We start from the raw sequence: 17302 nt of genomic DNA on the forward strand, positions 1-17302 counted from the left end.
ATTATAGCATATGCCCAGCCCGACCAGTGGCCTCGGTGTTAAGCTCGCAACATTTCTTAATAAACCAACAAAAAAACCATTCAGTAAGCGAACTTACCGAATGGTTTTTAGCCGTTAATTAGTCGCGGGCAGCAGCCTTACGACGCTTAGCAGCCTTTTCACGCGCGTTTGTTTCCAAAATTTGTTTCCGCAAACGAACGTTTTCTGGTGTGATTTCACAGTATTCGTCTTCGTTCAAGAATTCGAGTGATTCTTCAAGCGTCAAGTGTGTTGGCGTCTTGATTGAAGCAGTCATATCCTTGTTAGAAGAACGCACGTTAGTCATGTTCTTACCCTTGGTAACGTTAACCGAAATGTCGTTTTCACGACTGTTTTGACCAACGATCATCCCTTCGTACACAGTGGTACCTGGGTCGATGAACAACTGTCCACGATCTTCAACACCCATCATGGCATAAGTTGTGGCTTTCCCTTGGTTAATTGAAACTAAGGTTCCGTTCCGACGACCAGGGTTCCAGTTCTTGATTACTGGCATGTACTTTTCAAAGGTGTGGTTCATAATTCCGTAACCACGCGTCATTGATAAGAATTCAGTGGAGTAACCAATCAGCCCACGTGAAGGGGCCAAGAATTCCAACCGTGTTTGACCGTTACCAGTGTTTTCCATGTTCTTCATTTCACCCTTACGTTGTGAAAGCGTATCGATGATTGAACCAACATATTCTTCTGGTGTGTCAATTTGAACGGCTTCAAATGGTTCTTCCATTGTGCCATCAATTTCACGGTAGATAACTTCTGGACGTGAAGCTTGTAATTCATACCCTTCACGACGCAATGTTTCGATCAGAATTGACAAATGCAATTCCCCACGACCTGAAACCATCCATGCATCTGGTTCATCCGTGTCATCAACACGCAATGAAACATCAGTATGAAGTTCTTGCTTCAACCGTGTTTCAAGTTGACGCGTCGTTACGAACTTACCTTCTTGGCCGGCCAATGGTGAATCATTTGTCCGGAATAACATTTGCAGCGTTGGTTCGTCGATCCGAAGAACTGGCAATGCTTCTTGGTGATCTTGTGGTGTCACAGTTTCCCCGACGTTGATTTCTTCCATCCCTGAAACGGCAATCAAGTCACCAGCTTTGGCTTCGTTAACTTCAACCCGTTGCAACCCAATGAACCCGTATAACTTCGTAACACGGAAGTTTTGCGTTGTTCCATCAAGCTTCATAACGGTAACACTGTCACCAACCTTGATCTTCCCACGGAAAATCCGGCCGATCCCGATCCGACCAACGAAGTCGTTGTAGTCCAGCAAGGCAACTTGGAATTGTAATGGTTCGTCTTCGTTGTCAATTGGTGCTGGAATGGTCTTCAAGATGGTGTCGAATATTGGTTGCATCGTGTGTTCTTGTGAAGCCAAGTCGTCACTGTATGATGACGTCCCGTTCATGGCTGATGCATATAACACTGGGAATTCCAGTTGTTCTTCATCAGCACCTAATTCGATGAACAAATCAAGCACTTCGTCCACGACTTCAGCAGGCCGTGAACCTTCACGGTCAACCTTGTTGATGACAACGATTGGTGTTAAGTGTTGTTCCAAAGCCTTCTTCAGCACGAACCGTGTTTGTGGCATCGTTCCTTCGTAGGCATCGACAATCAACAGCACACCGTCAACCATCTTCATAACCCGCTCAACTTCACCACCGAAGTCCGCGTGTCCTGGGGTGTCCAAAATGTTGATTTGCTTGTCGCCGTACTTAACCGCCGTGTTCTTTGACAAGATCGTGATCCCACGTTCTTGTTCAATGGCGTTCGTATCCATGGCCCGATCAGCAATTTCAGTATGTGAATCCAGTGTATCTGATTGCTTCAGCATTTCATTAACCAGCGTCGTCTTACCGTGGTCGACGTGGGCAATGATGGCAATGTTACGAATATCGTCTCTAGTTTTCAAAGTGTAACTTCCCTTCATTTTTAAATCATTAATTTATTAAACGCAGCTGCCTCTACCGGCCCCGCAAGGCCGCAAAAAAACTGTGACCTCGTATGTCACAGTCCGACATCACGCCGTTTGCATTGCAACAATCATTTGTTGCGCCTGCTTCGTAGCTACTAATACAACGCCATATGATAGCACAGCCGGCGTTTGGCCGTCAACTGTCGACACAACTAAGCCTAACTCTTCGGCCAGAACTCGCCCCGTCGCAAAATCCCATGGTCGGAGGTACGAAATGTAGCAAACGTGTTGGCCCAAAAGGACCCGGGTAAAGGCAATTCCAGCGCTGCCAATCATGCGCATCCCTAAACTTGTTTCGGCAATTTCTTGCATGTGGTTCACATCGTGTTGAACCAGTGGTCCTGATAATCCAGCCAGTCCCTCGGTCAAGGGAAGATTTTCTGGTGCCGACAAACGCTCGTCATTCACCCACACACCAACGTTTTTACCACCATGAAACAACCGGTCCCCCGTAACATCACAAAGCCAAGCCGCCTGGCCCACACCATCAACATACAACGATAACATGATGGCAAAGTCTGTGCGTTCTTTAATAAAGTTCATGGTGCCATCCAGCGGGTCAATGATCCACACCCGGCCAGAAAGATCGGTAACGTCATCACCCAACCCTTCTTCACCAAGAATTTGGGCCGTTGGATCAGCCGAACGAATGTGTTCAACAAATTGGCGTTCGTTTTCTTTATCGACCTGCGTTACAAGGTCACGACGGCCGGATTTTTCCTCAACGTCAAGCCGCTGATCAAAATGCCTTAAAATATTTTCACGTGCTTCTTTAATCCAGCCACTAACCGGTTCATCCCATTGAGAAAATTCTGACTGTTCCACGATTCATCGCCCCTTACCTGTTTACTGCTGAATGACTAACCGCCGTGCATGACTATCAGCCGCTTGTTTCATCGTTTGATAAATGCTGATGCCCGTTTGTTGACTCAACTGTCGGTCGAGCTGACGTTGCTCCCCTTTAGCAGGGATCACCGTCCGAAACGCATTGTACGCCGCTAATAACTGCTCACGGTCAACGCCGCCTTCGTTTGCTTCCAGAACGAGCTCATACAGCTTTGTCACCGTCACGATTTCATCCGTTGACCACGCTGGGTCAATGGGGAAATCAATATTTTCATTTGTCTTCACGTTACGCCTCCTGTCCTAGCCCACCAGTTTCAATGTTATGTGTTGCTTCACGAACGACATCACTAATGTCGTCAAGTTCGCGTTGCTCCACATCTGAATACGTCACATCAACCAATTTTGACACGCCGGCCGCATTCAACCGAACCGGCGTGCTCAACGGTAAGGTCTGTCCATCCATTGTGGTTAGTAAGTTCGTCAGTGTCCCAACAAGTGGCCGTTCCAAGAATAGTCCTTGGATCACCCGAATCACCGCTTGTGCCCGAACCACATCGTTACTGGAAATGACGGCTTCGTTTAACCGTTGCTCAATGTCCCCTAGTTGGGCAGCATCAAAATTGATGTCCTCGTTTGCCATTAATGAAAGCACCGGAACTGGGCCAACGGTTGACCGACTCCAGGCAACCACGTGCTGACTGGCGATTCCAATAACATAGGCGTGTAACGCCGTTAAGTTAACGTTAAACGCTTTGGCTAACGTCGTTGTTAAAATGTGGGAATGGGCCAACGTGCCGATCCCAATACAGTTAGCGGCGCTAATCCCGGAAAAGCGCTGTGCAAAGTACGTTAATAAGCCATCATATTGCCCAGCAACCACGATTTTTCCCGTAAAGCCCTGCGCCATCGCTTCACGCATCAATTCACGAATCACCGGCAAACTGGCTGCCAGCGTCTCATCACGCGATGCTTCTGGTGCCAGTGCAACAACATCCCCGATAACGATTGCATCTGCCGTTACTAAATCCGTTGCGGTTCCCGTTGTTAAATCAACGTTCATACTGCTGGCACCAGCAACCCGGGCTGCCTCCAACTGTTGCGCCGTTGTTGCATCCGCCGAGTCCATTACAGCAACCGTCATTGCTTCGTTTAGCATCAGCAACGACGTGACCAGTGTTTCATTAAACGATCCCGTTCCGTACACCACTATTTTAGGTTTCATAAAACCATCCCTTATTTGACTTATTCAAGCCCGCGAATTCACATCGCGTACCCCCAGATTAAGGTGCAATCAGTTATAAGTAATTTTACCCAAGCCGCCCCGAATAGCAAGTGATCCCGCCATTAAACCACGTTATTCACGCCAATTTTGTCACTTATTGTTGACTCAAAACGACTCGCGGCCACAAAAAAAGATGCCGTTACCGACATCTTTTTGAGCGTCATTTTTTAAACGTGAGTTGGGAAACCGATCGCAATATCAGCAGCTTCTGCAATTGGTTCACTCAACGTTGGGTGTGGATGAATGGTCAACGCCACATCCTCAGCGTTCATGTGTGAGTTAACGGCTAAACTTAATTCAGCAATTAAATCACTGGCGTCTGGGCCAACCACTTGGGCACCAACGATGGTGTTATCATCCTTGGTTGTCACTAAGCGAACAAACCCATCTGCTTCATCCATAGAAACGGCCCGCGCATTCCCAGCAAATGGGAATTTCGCCGTTGCAACATTTAAGCCGGCTTCCTTCGCTTCTGCTTGGGTGTACCCAACAGAGGCTAACTCTGGATCAGCAAAACAAACGGCTGGGACGCTTACGTAATCATTGGCAGTATGTTGGCCGGCAATGGCACCAACGGCCACTTTTGCGTTAAAGAAGGCCTTATGTGCCAACGCTGGTCCGTTATTGACAATATCACCGATCGCATAAATGTGTGGTGAGGCTGTCCGGCCCTGATCGTCAACGTCAACAAAACCACGTTTGTCGAGCTTAACGTCCGTAAATTCTAACCCAAGGTTATCCGTGTTTGGTTTCCGGCCAACCGTGACCATGCAGTAATCCGCCTTTAACGTCTTTGCAGCGCCGTCCACTTCATACGTTACTGTAACGGAACCGTCGTCTTGTTCTGACTTCTTCGCCATGGCATTCGTCACAACATCAACGTTCTTCACCTTCAAGTTCTTCAGAACAACGGCAACCATGTCTTTTTCAAAGTTAGGCAGGATGGATGGTGTTCCTTCAAGGATGGTGACATGGGCGCCCAAGTTGGCGTAAGCACCAGCTAATTCAGTCCCCACGTAACCACCACCAATAACAACCAATTCCTTAGGGATTTCTGGCAGGTTTAACCCACCAGTTGAATCCACAACACGACCTTCAAATTTAAAGTTAGGAATTTCAACAGGACGTGAACCAGACGCGATGATCAAGTCTTTAAACGCAATCGTCCGGCCAGTGTCACGGCTCATGAATTGCTTTGGACCTGGTGCGATGACCCGTAATTGGGTATCACTATCAAGTGTTGCTTCCCCACGGATCACTTCAACCTTGTGCTTTTTCAGCAACATGGCAACCCCACTCGTCATGCGGTCAACCACTTTAGTTTGTTTCCATTCTTGCGTTTTAGCGAAGTCGATTTTGGCACCCGTACTTGTGATCCCGTACGTTTCAGCACCCTTAGCTTCTTGCAAACGGTGACCAGCTTGAATTAAAGCTTTTGATGGCACACAGCCGACGTTTAAACAGACACCACCAAGCGTTTCAGACTGTTCGATCACCGTAACTTGTTGACCCAATTCTGCTGCACGAATGGCAGCAACATACCCACCAGGGCCAGCACCAATGATTACTGTTTCCTTTTGTTCTACATCAGCCATTATTCAATCATCCCTCCATTAACAGCATGTCTGGGTCGTGCAATAATTGCTTCAACTCATTCAGCGCACGTTGAGCAGTTGCACCATCGATCAAACGGTGATCGTAACTCAAGGACAGCTTTAACATGTTTCCGATAACGATTTCGCCATCTTCGTTGACAATTGGTTCCTTCGCGATCTTACCAACACCCAAAATGGCAACTTCTGGGTAGTTGATGACTGGTGTAAACCAACCACCACCGATTGACCCAACGTTACTGATGGTGATGGAACCACCACTCATTTCGTCAGCGGACAGCTTGTTTTCTTGGGCCTTTTGCGTATTGTCCGTAATTTCCTTGGCAATCGCAAACATGCCTTTAGAATCCGCATTCTTAACGTTTGGTACATACAAACCGTGATCTGTATCAGTTGCAATCCCGATGTTGTAGTAGTGTTTGTAAACAATTTCCTGCGTGCTGTCATCAATGGATGCGTTCAGCGTTGGGAAGTCCTTCAAAACGGCAACTAAGGCTTTGGCAATGTATGGCAGGAAGGTCAAATGAATGTCGCGGTCTGCGGCAGCAGCCTTGTACTTCTTCCGGTTTGCCATCAAAGCCGTTACATCAACATCATCAAATGACGTAACGTGTGGTGCAGTGTGCTTAGACGTTACCATGGCCTTAGCAATGGCTTTCCGCGTCATTGACATTGGTTCACGCGTTTCAAGGTCAGGCGTTGCAGAAACGTATGGCTTAATTGGTGCAGCAGCCGTGTCACTCGCAGGCACTGGTACGGCTGGTGTTGCTGGCGCAGCAGCTGGTGCAACGCCACCATTCTTCGCAGCGTCAACGTCAGTCTTCAAGACCTGACCATGCTTACCAGATGCAGCGACCAAGGTAATGTCCACGTTGTTGTCACGAGCATATTGCCGAACTGATGGCATTGCCAAAACAAGTTTGTTTGGATCGCTCAAAACTGGGTTGGCACTGGTTGGTGCAGCAGGTGCTGCCGGTGCTTCTGCAACAGGTGCAGCTGGCGCTGGCGTTTCTGCTGGTGCAGCTGGTGCTTCAGCCGGTGTGTCATCACCAGTATCAGCAGAGCCATCATCAATTTCGACCAGGACATCACCAATCTTGGCTGTTTCTCCTGCTTGCATAAAGATTTTTTTGACGGTTCCAGAAACAGGTGATGGTAATTCAGAAACAGACTTATCGTTTTGGATTTCCACTAAGGTTTCGTCTTCAGCAACCTTGTCGCCTTCTTTAACATCCCAAGCGGCAATTTCACCTTCGGCCATCCCTTCACCAAGTTCTGGTAGTTTGAATTTATAGGACATGGAAAATCTTCCTTTCATCGAATTAACAGGTCAATGCCTGTTTGATCGTTTAAACGATCATGATCAGGACCAGATTAGTACGTAAGCACTTCGCGAACCTTAGTTTCAATTTCGGCAGCGTCTGGAATCCAGTCGTCTTCAGCCAGTGCAAATGGATAAACGCTGTCTGGTGCGGCAACCCGGCCAATTGGAGCGTCCAATGACATGATGGCATTCTCAGCAATGTCAGACACAACGGTTGCGCCGACCCCTGCCATGCGTTGTGCTTCTTGAACAACAACAACGTGGTGTGTCTTGTCAACAGACTTAAAGATCGTTTCTGTGTCGATTGGTGACAGTGAAACTAAGTCGATAACTTCAACAGAAATCTTTTCCTCAGCTAACTTATCAGCAACCTTCAGTGCTTCGTTCACTTCAGCACTGTACGCAACAACGGTAACATCCGTTCCTTCACGCACAATTTTAGCCTTATCCAACGGAACCGTGTACTTACCATCTGGCACATCAGCCTTCATGGACCGGTACAGTTTCAAGTTTTCCATGAACAATACAGGGTCGTTATTTTCAACTGCGGAAATAATCAAGCCCTTGGCATCATAAGGATTAGATGGTGTTACAACCCGTAATCCTGGTACACCAGTAAAGAAGTTTTCCAAGTTATCGGAATGCATTTCAGCGGTATGCGTCCCACCACCAAATGGTGTCCGAATGGTGATTGGCATGTTCTTTGTGTTACCAAAGCGGAATCGTGTCCGGGCCATTTGACCGGCGATGGAGTCGATTGCTTCAAACGTAAAGCCCATGAATTGGATTTCAGGGAGTGGGCGCCAGCCAGTTGCAGCTAATCCCATTGCTAATCCTAAAATTCCAGATTCAGCTAATGGTGTATCGAAGACCCGGTCTTCACCATACTTGTCCTGTAAGCCCTGGGTTGTCCGGAACACACCACCATTTTTCCCGACATCTTCACCGAAGATTAACGTCTTGTCATCGTCGCTTAGGACTTGATCAAGTCCGTCAGTAATCGCTTGAATATAAGTTTTCGTAGCCATGATTACTTCGACTCCTTTGCTTCAAATTCGGCAATTTGCGCCTTGATGTTCGGAGTTGGTACTTCGAACGTATTCTTTAACATTTCAACGTTGGTTTGCTTTGGTTCTGCATCCGCAGCCTTCAATGCAGCCTTAAAGTCAGCCTTGCATGCGTCGACATAGTCACTTTCTTGTTGATCAGACCATAAGCCCTTATCTGTCAGCACTTTCCGTAACCGAATCAATGGGTCTTCATCATGCCACGGTTTTTCTTCTTCTTTACTCCGGTAACGCGATGGGTCATCACCAGCGGAACTGTGAGCACCATACCGGTACGTTAAGGTTTCAATTAAGACTGGTCCGTTCCCTGCTGCCGCATAGTCACGGGCAGCTTTTGAAACAGCGTAAACGGCCAAAACATCCATCCCATCAACTTGAACAGATGGAATTCCGGCAGCGACAGCTTTTTGAGCCAGTGTCTTCGCAGCTGTTTGCTTTGCACGTGGAACAGAAATGGCAAAACCGTTATTTTGAACAAAGGCAACAAGTGGTGCTTGGAAAGCCCCAGCAAAGTTTAATCCTTCGTACGTGTCCCCTTGCGATGTCCCACCATCGCCGGTGTAAACAAAGGCAACGTTTTTTTCCCCGTTCTTTTTAATTCCTAGAGCAGCACCGGCAGCTTCAACATACTGTGCACCGATAATGATCTGTGGCATCCAAGCACGATATTTTTCATCATAAATATTGCCAAGAACATGACCACGTGACCATAAGTACCCTTTTTCAACTGAACCACCATGTTGAATTAATTGAGGAAGGTCACGGTAAGCAGGGAATAAGAAGTCTTGGGGTTCAAATGCTGAAACACTCCCCATTTCACTTGCTTCTTCACCAGCCGTTGGGGCGTAAAAGCCTAACCGACCTTGACGTGAAAAGCTCATTGTTTGTTCATGCAATGCACGTTCCCATACCATTTTCTTCATGAAATCAACCAATTGGTCATTGCTGAAACTATCAAAGACCTCTTGATTAACGACTTTGGCAGAACTGTCTAATACTTGCACCGTCTTATAATCACTGCCTTGGTTATTTTTAATTGCAGCGAAATCGACAATTGCCGTTGATGAATCGTTGTTTGCCATAATGCACACATTCCTTCCCTTTATCTGATGACAGCTGTTCATTCGCCCAGTGTCTAATATTTCTCATAAGCAAATGTATGCGCTTTCATCTTTCGTAATTTATTGTACCGCTTTGCAGAATCCGTTTGCAAGGGTTTTCAGCCTCGTTAATCTGTTCACAATAGATTAGGCAGCCACCTGCGACTTTGTGAAGCTTTCGGACAGTTTTTGCTAAATTTGTCTAACAAATAAACCGTATCCGCGTCAGGTCACGATTTTTACTCTTTTCTTTGAACGGTTAACAGGTCTCAACCATTTCTTTCATCCCTTTCCATTTTCACAAGCATCCCCAAACCAGCCGTGAATCACCCACTAATTCAACTGAAAATTACGGTGAAACAATCCGCATTGTTTGTTGTTTCACTTAGCAATTAACAAAATCATGGGCGGCCACATTCAATTAAGATGGGTAGTAGTCCCATTTTCACGCATATGCTACACTAGTATGCAGAACTACTCGAGGAGGAACGAACGTGATATTAATGAACAACATTATTCGGGATGGTAACCCCACTTTGCGAAAACAGGCGGCTAAGGTTACCTTTCCTTTAAGTGAGGAGCACCGCCAGCTTGCTGCTGACATGATGGAATATTTGGAAGTTAGCCAAAATCCTGACCTCGCTGAAAAGTATAAGCTCCGGGCCGGTGTCGGTTTGGCCGCACCACAAGTGGATGTTTCCATTCAGATGGCTGCCGTCTTGGTTCCCTCCCCGGTTGAACCAGAGGATCCTGAAAACCACGACGATATCGTCAAGGCTGCCCAAGAAGCACAAGATAACCCAATCTTTAAAGACGTGATCATCAATCCCGTTATCGTTAGCCAATCAGTTCAAGCTGGTGCACTATCTGAGGGTGAAGGTTGTTTATCCGTTGATGAAGATCGGCCTGGCTATGTTCCCCGTGCTGACCGGATCACCCTTCGGTACCAAGATGTTGACGGTGAGACTCACTCGATTCGGCTGAAGAATTACCCAGCCATTGTTTGCCAACATGAAATTGATCATTTACACGGCACCTTGTTCTATGATCACATTAATCATGAACATCCCTTCGCCGCTGATGATGGCACCATTTTAATTGGTTAACCCACGCCACAGCTATTAATAATGAACAATCAAAAATGGCAACGACCCAGATAATGTAGGTCGTTGCCATTTTTATTTGTTCATTAATCCTGTTTTTCTTGGGTGGGAACTTCAGAAGCATTAAGACGTTTTAAATCCCGAATGTACTCGACGGTCGCCTCATTCATTAGGTACGCGACATCGACATGCCATTGGTCTTCAAAGAGCCATAGATCTGTAACCACAAACGTTGGTGAGTCTGCTGAATAACGGGCAACCTCATGTTTACCCGCGTATTCACCCAGTGCATTATTCAACTGCCGCCGCAGCATTGGCAATTGAGCAGGCGTTAGCCCGTCACCCACAATGGTAAATTCAAACGCCATAACGCCCCGGCCCCAAACATCCGCGACAGTTTGGGCCACCGTATAGTGATCCTGCCCCTCACTTAACGTGGCCTCTCTTGCTAACTGTTGCAACGCTTGTGAAACTGCCGCCTCTGTCGTCGCCTGGGCATCATCTCTCACGATGGTCGTGGCTCGACGAACAATGAGCTGATGAATGTAATGGTAGACCAAGTATGCAACACCAACACCGACAATAATCGTAATTGTTAATGTCATCGACTATCACCCTTCCTGTTTTCCCTTTAATTCTACCATAATTACATCTCATCCTAATCAGTTTCGGTTTGCCCCGCATGGCAACGACCCCCGTTTGGTGTACATCCCCAAAGGGCTATGGTAAACTAAAAGACAAATGTTGTGGCGACACAACCGCTGTTCGGGATAAAACACCTTAATTTTTGAGCAATGCTGCCGTGGGTCATTTGCGGACGGTGTTGTTTTGATTACACAAATTAATTTATAGAGGAGAATAATTACCATGATTTTTAAGGTTTATTACCAAGATACAAAGATTCGGAACCCAAAACGAGAAGACACACGTTCCCTATACGTTGAAGCTGATAACGAAGCTGCTGCCATGAGCACTGTTTCTGAAAACACAGCGTACAACGTGGAATTCATTGAAGCACTTGAAGGCAACGCTTTAGAATACGAGCAACAGAGCGCTAACTACAAGTTAACGGAGTTTTAGCTTATGGCAAAGCTCAACATTAAGAACAACGAAACCGCCGTTTACGCCATTGGTGGTCTGGGCGAAATCGGTAAAAACACGTACGGCATTCAATTCCAAGATGAAATCATCGTTATTGATGCCGGAATTAAGTTTCCTGAAGACGAATTGCTCGGGATTGACTATGTCATTCCAGACTATTCCTTCCTTAAACAAAACGAATCAAAAATTAAGGCGTTAGTCATTACCCACGGACATGAAGACCACATCGGTGGGATCCCTTACTTACTACAGCAAATCAATGTGCCAATTTACGCAGGTCCCCTGCCAATGGCCTTGATCAAAAATAAGCTTGAAGAACACGGCTTGTTGCAAACAACGGAGCTTCACGAAATTGATGAAGACACGGTGTTGAAGTTCCGAAAGACAAGCGTTTCATTCTTCCGGACAACCCACAGTATCCCTGATACACTGGGTGTTGCGGTTAAGACACCATCTGGAACAATTGTTCAAACCGGGGACTTTAAGTTTGACTTGACCCCCATCAACACCCCCTCACCAAACTTACAAAAGATGGCTCGTTTAGGTGAAGAAGGCGTCTTGTGTCTTCTTTCTGATTCCACGAATGCCGAACGGCCAAACTTCACGAAGTCTGAACGGTGGGTCAGCGACTCCATTCACAGTTTGTTTGATAAGATCGATGGGCGGATCATCTTCGCCACCTTTGCGTCAAACATTTCCCGGATCGAACAGGCTGCTTCTGCTGCCCTTGAACACCACCGGAAAATTGCTGTCTTTGGTCGATCAATGGAAGCCGCATTAGTAAACGGTCGTGAACTTGGTTACCTTAACATTCCCGATGACATGCTCGTTGACGCCAGCGAACTTCGTCATTTGCCGGCTGAGGAAACCCTGATCCTTTGTACCGGTTCCCAGGGTGAACCCATGGCCGCCCTCTCCCGTATTGCCAACGGAACGCACCGGCAAATTTCCATCCAGCCAAACGATACGGTTATTTTCTCAAGTAACCCCATCCCAGGTAACACAACCAGTGTGAACCGCGTAATCAATGAACTGGAAGAAGCCGGTGCCGAAGTGATTCATGGTGCAATCAATAACATTCACACCTCTGGTCACGGTGGTCAGGTGGACCAGGAACTGATGCTCCGGTTAATCAAGCCGAAGTACTTCATGCCAATTCATGGTGAGTACCGGATGCAAAAGATTCACACGCAGTTAGCGGCGTTGTGTGACGTTCCTGAAGATCATTCGTTCATCTTGGAAAACGGAGACGTCCTTGCCCTCACCGCTGATTCTGCCCGCGTTGCTGGTCATTTCACTGCTGGTGACGTTTACGTGGATGGTAATGGCGTTGGTGATATCGGTAACGTTGTGCTCCACGACCGGCAGATGCTGTCTGAAGAAGGCCTTGTGGTCGTTGTTGCAACCATTGACTTAAAGAACAAGGAAATTCAGGCTGGTCCTGACTTGTTGAGTCGTGGTTTCGTCTACATGCGTGAATCTGGCGACATGATCAACGAAGGTCGGCGTCGCGTCTTTAGAACGATTCGACGCGCCATGAAGGATGATCACGCAACAGAAGCTTCCATCCGCACTGCCATCATTGACGATTTACAAACTTTCTTATATGAAAAGACAGAACGTCATCCGTTGATCTTGCCTGAACTCATCATGACAAGTACAAACAAAGCGGCTGTCTCAACAAATAAAAAAGCAACCGCTAAACCAGCTGCTCAAAAAACACACCGTGCTCGTGGTGCTAAGGCTAAAGAAACGGTTGAAGCAACCGAAGACTAAACCGTTAATGCCACTATGGATCTCCATCAACATTTAACGTAAATGCCTGCTTTCCTACATTTAGGAAAGCAGGCATTTTTTAGTCTAGACAGCGTTACTTATTCGTCAAGGACAACCCTTATGCCATCTCAACATTATTTGGTATTCTATTGTTCTGAACAATTATTTAGCTGCGAACGCCGTTAACTTTAAGAAACACTAAACAAAACGAACACTTAACGTTCTGTTCGTAACATTTTTGTATACTAATTGTAATAATATGTCGCATTGTGAGGAAACAACATGAACCGCCACTTTTACATTATCTTAAACCGTCACGCCGGTCAGGGCCATGCAGCCGATGTCTGGACGACGATTGCCGCTGAATTAGCGCGTCAATCCGTAGACTACACGCTTGCCGAAACAGAATATGCTGGTCACGCAACCTTATTAGCGGAACAATTCGCTAAACATCATCAGGAATCAACCGTTACAGAGGTTGTTCTGGTCGTTGGTGGTGACGGGACGCTTAATCAAGTATTAAACGGTCTTCAGGACGCTCATAGCGCCCACCAACTCCCCATCGCCTACATTCCGGCCGGTTCAGGTAATGACTTTGCTCGTGGTGCCCACATTAGCCAAGAGCCACTCACAGCGTTAAACCAAGTTTTGGCAGCCAGTGCCCCACAATCTTTAGACATTGGTCGCTATGAAGAAACAATCAAAAAAGAGCGGCGCTATTTCGTTAATAACGTTGGGATTGGTTTTGATGCCGCCATTGTGAGTGCTGCTAACCATAGTACGGATAAAAAAACGCTTAACCGAATGAACATGGGAAACCTCGCCTATTTGCGCCAAATTTTTCACGTTCTTGGCCAACAGGATAGTTTTCCGGTCACCGTGCACATCGGTACGCGCCGCGAAATTTTCCCAAACGGGTTTCTTGTCACCACCAGCAATCATCCCTACTTTGGCGGTGGTGTGCCCATCTTGCCTAATGCAACGGTTAAAGATGGCCAGTTATCGTTAATTGTAGTGGAGAAACTTTCTTGGCCGCGTTTTGCATTTCTCTTTAGTTTGATTCCCACAGGCCGCCATTTGCGGTTCAAGGCTGTTCATCAATATAAGGCTCGCGAAATTCACCTCACTGTCTCAGCGCTCGAATTTGGTCAGGTCGACGGTGAGGAGATGGGCACCCGCTTCTTTGATATTTACTTAATGATTGATCAATACCCGTTTTGGTTTACGGAAACAACCGCCCATTAGAAAGTGTGACCACATGATTTCAACAACACGCGCCTTAACTGCTGGTTTATACGGGAGTGCCATCGGAGACGCCCTCGGCCAACCTGCACAATTTAATTCCTTTACAGATCAACAGACCCACCCGGTTACAGAAATGGCCGTTGGTGTCTATGACACACGCCCTGGTACCTGGTCTGATGACACAAGCATGACACTTGCAACACTAGCGGCCATGAGCACCGTTACATCCCCCCAAGAGCAGTTAAGGACCACAATGACAAACTTCGAGGCCTGGCTTACTGATGGCGCCTTTACGCCCGCTGGGTGGACGTTTGACGAGGGAAACGGAACAGTTCTCGCATTGACCCATTACCGGACAAACCACGATCTATTTCATGCGGGTAGTGATGACGAACAAAATAATGGTAACGGCGCCTTAATGCGGTTTCTAGTGCCTGCACTCTACTATACCCACTTAGACGGCACAGCCATTTTCGATCATCCTGACCATGTGCGCGCGTTAATCGACTTAGCGCAGTTAACCCACCGTCACCCGCGCTCAACTGTCGCCTGCTTGATTTATACCGCGATGGTTGCCCAACTGGTTACGAACCCACAACAAGCGCCACAGCAGCTAATTCAGACGGCAATAACGACATTGGCAAATGCGCTTGTCACCAATCCCGCCTTAACAGCGCAGATGGTCTACTTTAAGCGCCTGGCTGACCCCGCCTTTTATCAACTTCAACCAGCACAGCTGACCAGTAGCGGATACGTCGTTGACACACTCGAAGTCGTTTGTTGGCTGCTAAACCAACCCACAAACTACCGCGAGACAATGCTTACCGCCGTTAACTTCGGTGGTGACGCAGACACCATTGCCTGCATTGCTGGTGGACTCATTGCGATTCGTGACGGCTTAGCCATCCTCCCCAGCGACTGGATCCAACAGCTTCAGGGCCAAGCTGTTCTTCATGACTCACTGCACACCGCCCTGCAATCGGGCCAGTTTTAACAGACTAACAAAACAAAATGGGAACTTGACCACATAAAGGTCAAGTTCCCATTTTGTTTGATAACTGATTTAATTAGTCCTCAGCTGCTTCCATTGCTTCTAGGATGGCATCTAACTGATCACACTTCCCCTTTAGAGAATCGATCTTGTCAGATAAGGCTGCCTTCTTTTCTACTGCCGCTGAGTCTTCTTGAAGTTCCTCAAGCTCTTGTGTGGCTTCACGGTATTCTTCAAGAATTTCTACTTTGTTACTCACCTTTAACACTCCATTTCATCTTATGAGCCGCTCGGGCCCAGATTATGACGGAAGCAATAAAAGCCCCTTCAAATTTCAAAAATTACTATAACACCTTTCGTCCGGTCTGTGAACAACTTTGCTCGCGATTTTTTCTGCGATTAATCGGACATCATCTGGTAACATTTTGTATTCTATTTTTTGGGTTCATTGCTAGTAACAATAATCAGTATCACCAGGATGTGTATCTGTACAGAAACGTAAGGAAATTAAACTTTGTAAAACGTTCAACGAAGACGCTCGAAATTTGTATTCATTTTGTCATATTTGTTCACTGACAAATCGTGCCTGCTCCAAGGTTTACTGGCGGAGCGTTCCCGAAAAACTTGGCATAAACGTTTGCCCATCCATCGTATACGTTTGGACAGTGGTTCCCGTTTCAGATGCTGAAACGTACTGACTTCCGCCAACGTAGATGGCCTCATGATACGTTTGCCCCTGATTACCCCAGAAGAGAACGTCGCCCGGTTGCGCTGCACTAACAGATTGGCTGGTAAAGTAAGCTTCCTGATCAACAGTATTGTGCGGTAAGGTCACATCGGCCTGTGCATAAGCCTGCTGAACAAGACCAGACGCATCCATTCCGGCTGTTGACGCCCCACCCTGGACAGAACTGACCTCTTGGTCAGCATACGTTTGCGCCGCGTTAACAACTTGGGGTGCCACAGCATTTGTTGATTCACTCACTGAATCAGCCAAGGTCGGTGTTGGTGTCGCTTCACTAGTTGCTTGGCTCGTCGACGGTTGCGCCGTCGTTGACACTGGTGTTACAGCGGCTCGCGTCGCCCGCGTCGTCGTTAACGATATGGCCTTAGCGCTCTGGCGAGTAACCCGGAAAGACATTGCTGTAGCGGCTGGTTGGGCCGTTGCTGACGCCGCACTGGTTACTGCGGTACTTGTGGCAGCGGGCTGCTGGTCACTGCTTGCAGAGTCAGCCACGGTGCTCTGTGTTGAATCAGCTTCAGCACTGCTTGCGGCCTGTGCTTCGGCTTGCGCCTCTGCGGCTGCGTTTGCTTCTGCTGTCGTCTCAGCTTCTGTATTTGCTGCCGCCTCCGCAGCAGTCAGTCCCGCCGTTTCAGGAACCTGAAGTGTCTGGCCACTATGGATAACTGAATTCTTCAACTGGTTAGTCGCCATTAAGTCATGAACACTGACCTGTAGCTGTTCACTGATCGTCCACAACGTGTCACCAGATTGCACGGTGTAGGCACCCTTTGAACTCGTCTTAACAGATTTATTGACTGCCTTAACAGCCGGTTTCATGGTTGCTTCAGAGGTCTCTGTCGGCACCGTTGCCTGATGCTGTGAGGTGGCCAGTTTCCCACTTTGAGCTTGGTTTAGCACGTGCAATGATTTTAATGAAACATGATACGGCTTTGTTGTTTCTTGTTGTGGCCGGTTTGCTGGCCGCGTTTGTGAAGCAAAAACCGTTGTGCCCCCCGCTGCCAAAACGGCACTCAGCGCACCAACAATTGCCACAGTCCGATTTTGTTGCTTACTCATCCTGCTTCCATTCCCTTCGACTCTAGA

The 17302-nt window shown here is 47.3% G+C and carries 16 protein-coding genes; 5 read left to right on the top strand and 11 right to left on the bottom strand.

From position 1 onward, the window contains the following. Positions 1–118: 118 nt before the first annotated feature. From typA to pdhA, 8 genes are all read right to left on the bottom strand, one after another. Entirely contained in the window at positions 119–1963 is a 1845-nt protein-coding gene (gene typA, locus ACKTR5_RS02065) for a translational GTPase TypA (protein ID WP_407878776.1), read from the bottom strand. Between the two features lie 108 nt (positions 1964–2071). Beyond that, positions 2072–2851 (bottom strand): inositol monophosphatase family protein, encoded by a 780-nt coding sequence (locus tag ACKTR5_RS02070; RefSeq protein WP_407878778.1) that lies wholly within the window; start codon positions 2849–2851, stop codon positions 2072–2074. A gap of 21 nt (positions 2852–2872) precedes the next feature. Continuing rightward, positions 2873–3157: a UPF0223 family protein gene (locus ACKTR5_RS02075; protein ID WP_407878779.1), complete on the bottom strand. Its 285-nt coding sequence runs from the start codon at positions 3155–3157 to the stop codon at positions 2873–2875. Position 3158: 1 nt separating this feature from the next. Continuing rightward, positions 3159–4094 (bottom strand): lactate/malate family dehydrogenase, encoded by a 936-nt coding sequence (locus ACKTR5_RS02080; protein ID WP_407878780.1) that lies wholly within the window; start codon positions 4092–4094, stop codon positions 3159–3161. A gap of 227 nt (positions 4095–4321) precedes the next feature. Then, a complete protein-coding gene (lpdA, locus tag ACKTR5_RS02085; RefSeq protein WP_407878781.1) occupies positions 4322–5749 on the bottom strand; it encodes a dihydrolipoyl dehydrogenase in 1428 nt (475 codons plus the stop codon). Between the two features lie 7 nt (positions 5750–5756). Beyond that, a complete protein-coding gene (locus tag ACKTR5_RS02090) occupies positions 5757–7067 on the bottom strand; it encodes a 2-oxo acid dehydrogenase subunit E2 (RefSeq protein WP_407878782.1) in 1311 nt (436 codons plus the stop codon). A 74-nt stretch (positions 7068–7141) separates the two neighbouring features. Beyond that, positions 7142–8119 carry an alpha-ketoacid dehydrogenase subunit beta gene (locus ACKTR5_RS02095; protein WP_407878783.1) on the bottom strand — a complete coding sequence of 326 codons (978 nt, stop codon included), beginning with the start codon at positions 8117–8119 and terminating at the stop codon, positions 7142–7144. A gap of 2 nt (positions 8120–8121) precedes the next feature. After that, positions 8122–9240 (bottom strand): pyruvate dehydrogenase (acetyl-transferring) E1 component subunit alpha, encoded by a 1119-nt coding sequence (gene pdhA, locus ACKTR5_RS02100; protein ID WP_407878785.1) that lies wholly within the window; start codon positions 9238–9240, stop codon positions 8122–8124. A gap of 512 nt (positions 9241–9752) precedes the next feature. On the opposite strand from pdhA, the gene ACKTR5_RS02105 reads away from it, so the two are divergent. Then, on the top strand, positions 9753–10364 hold the full coding sequence (locus tag ACKTR5_RS02105) for a peptide deformylase (RefSeq protein ID WP_407878787.1): 612 nt from the start codon (positions 9753–9755) through the stop codon (positions 10362–10364). Between the two features lie 83 nt (positions 10365–10447). Here ACKTR5_RS02105 and ACKTR5_RS02110 read toward each other — a convergent pair whose 3' ends face one another. Next, entirely contained in the window at positions 10448–10966 is a 519-nt protein-coding gene (locus tag ACKTR5_RS02110) for a hypothetical protein (RefSeq protein WP_407878788.1), read from the bottom strand. A gap of 262 nt (positions 10967–11228) precedes the next feature. Between ACKTR5_RS02110 and ACKTR5_RS02115 the strand changes: the two genes are divergently transcribed. The 4 genes from ACKTR5_RS02115 to ACKTR5_RS02130 all read left to right on the top strand — a co-directional run bounded on the left by ACKTR5_RS02115 (position 11229) and on the right by ACKTR5_RS02130 (position 15477). Next, positions 11229–11441 carry a DNA-directed RNA polymerase subunit epsilon gene (locus ACKTR5_RS02115; RefSeq protein WP_407878790.1) on the top strand — a complete coding sequence of 71 codons (213 nt, stop codon included), beginning with the start codon at positions 11229–11231 and terminating at the stop codon, positions 11439–11441. Positions 11442–11444: 3 nt separating this feature from the next. After that, positions 11445–13238, top strand: coding sequence for a ribonuclease J1 (gene rnjA, locus ACKTR5_RS02120; RefSeq protein WP_407878792.1), 1794 nt, complete (start codon positions 11445–11447; stop codon positions 13236–13238). Between the two features lie 282 nt (positions 13239–13520). After that, the gene (locus ACKTR5_RS02125) at positions 13521–14483 is read left to right on the top strand and encodes a diacylglycerol/lipid kinase family protein (protein WP_407878793.1); all 963 of its coding nucleotides are present in this window, start codon (positions 13521–13523) and stop codon (positions 14481–14483) included. A 13-nt stretch (positions 14484–14496) separates the two neighbouring features. Then, positions 14497–15477 carry an ADP-ribosylglycohydrolase family protein gene (locus tag ACKTR5_RS02130; RefSeq protein WP_407878795.1) on the top strand — a complete coding sequence of 327 codons (981 nt, stop codon included), beginning with the start codon at positions 14497–14499 and terminating at the stop codon, positions 15475–15477. A 73-nt stretch (positions 15478–15550) separates the two neighbouring features. On the opposite strand, the gene ACKTR5_RS02135 is transcribed toward ACKTR5_RS02130, so the two are convergent. Together ACKTR5_RS02135 and ACKTR5_RS02140 are read right to left on the bottom strand one after the other, a co-directional pair. After that, complete coding sequence (locus ACKTR5_RS02135) at positions 15551–15733, bottom strand: hypothetical protein (RefSeq protein WP_407878796.1); 183 nt, start codon at positions 15731–15733, stop codon at positions 15551–15553. Between the two features lie 339 nt (positions 15734–16072). Then, positions 16073–17275, bottom strand: coding sequence for a C40 family peptidase (locus tag ACKTR5_RS02140; RefSeq protein ID WP_407878797.1), 1203 nt, complete (start codon positions 17273–17275; stop codon positions 16073–16075). Positions 17276–17302: the final 27 nt, after the last annotated feature.

Origin of the sequence: Furfurilactobacillus entadae, assembly GCF_045862745.1 — a bacterium.
Lineage (GTDB): Bacteria > Bacillota > Bacilli > Lactobacillales > Lactobacillaceae > Furfurilactobacillus > Furfurilactobacillus entadae.

Coding starts and splice junctions, on each gene's coding strand:
- ACKTR5_RS02115 (WP_407878790.1), top strand. CDS start 11,229: ATGATTTTTAAGGTTTATTACCAAGATACAAAGATTCGGAACCCAAAA.
- ACKTR5_RS02140 (WP_407878797.1), bottom strand. CDS start 17,275: ATGAGTAAGCAACAAAATCGGACTGTGGCAATTGTTGGTGCGCTGAGT.
- lpdA (WP_407878781.1), bottom strand. CDS start 5,749: ATGGCTGATGTAGAACAAAAGGAAACAGTAATCATTGGTGCTGGCCCT.
- ACKTR5_RS02080 (WP_407878780.1), bottom strand. CDS start 4,094: ATGAAACCTAAAATAGTGGTGTACGGAACGGGATCGTTTAATGAAACA.
- ACKTR5_RS02090 (WP_407878782.1), bottom strand. CDS start 7,067: ATGTCCTATAAATTCAAACTACCAGAACTTGGTGAAGGGATGGCCGAA.
- ACKTR5_RS02125 (WP_407878793.1), top strand. CDS start 13,521: ATGAACCGCCACTTTTACATTATCTTAAACCGTCACGCCGGTCAGGGC.
- ACKTR5_RS02110 (WP_407878788.1), bottom strand. CDS start 10,966: ATGACATTAACAATTACGATTATTGTCGGTGTTGGTGTTGCATACTTG.
- ACKTR5_RS02095 (WP_407878783.1), bottom strand. CDS start 8,119: ATGGCTACGAAAACTTATATTCAAGCGATTACTGACGGACTTGATCAA.
- ACKTR5_RS02130 (WP_407878795.1), top strand. CDS start 14,497: ATGATTTCAACAACACGCGCCTTAACTGCTGGTTTATACGGGAGTGCC.
- pdhA (WP_407878785.1), bottom strand. CDS start 9,240: ATGGCAAACAACGATTCATCAACGGCAATTGTCGATTTCGCTGCAATT.
- rnjA (WP_407878792.1), top strand. CDS start 11,445: ATGGCAAAGCTCAACATTAAGAACAACGAAACCGCCGTTTACGCCATT.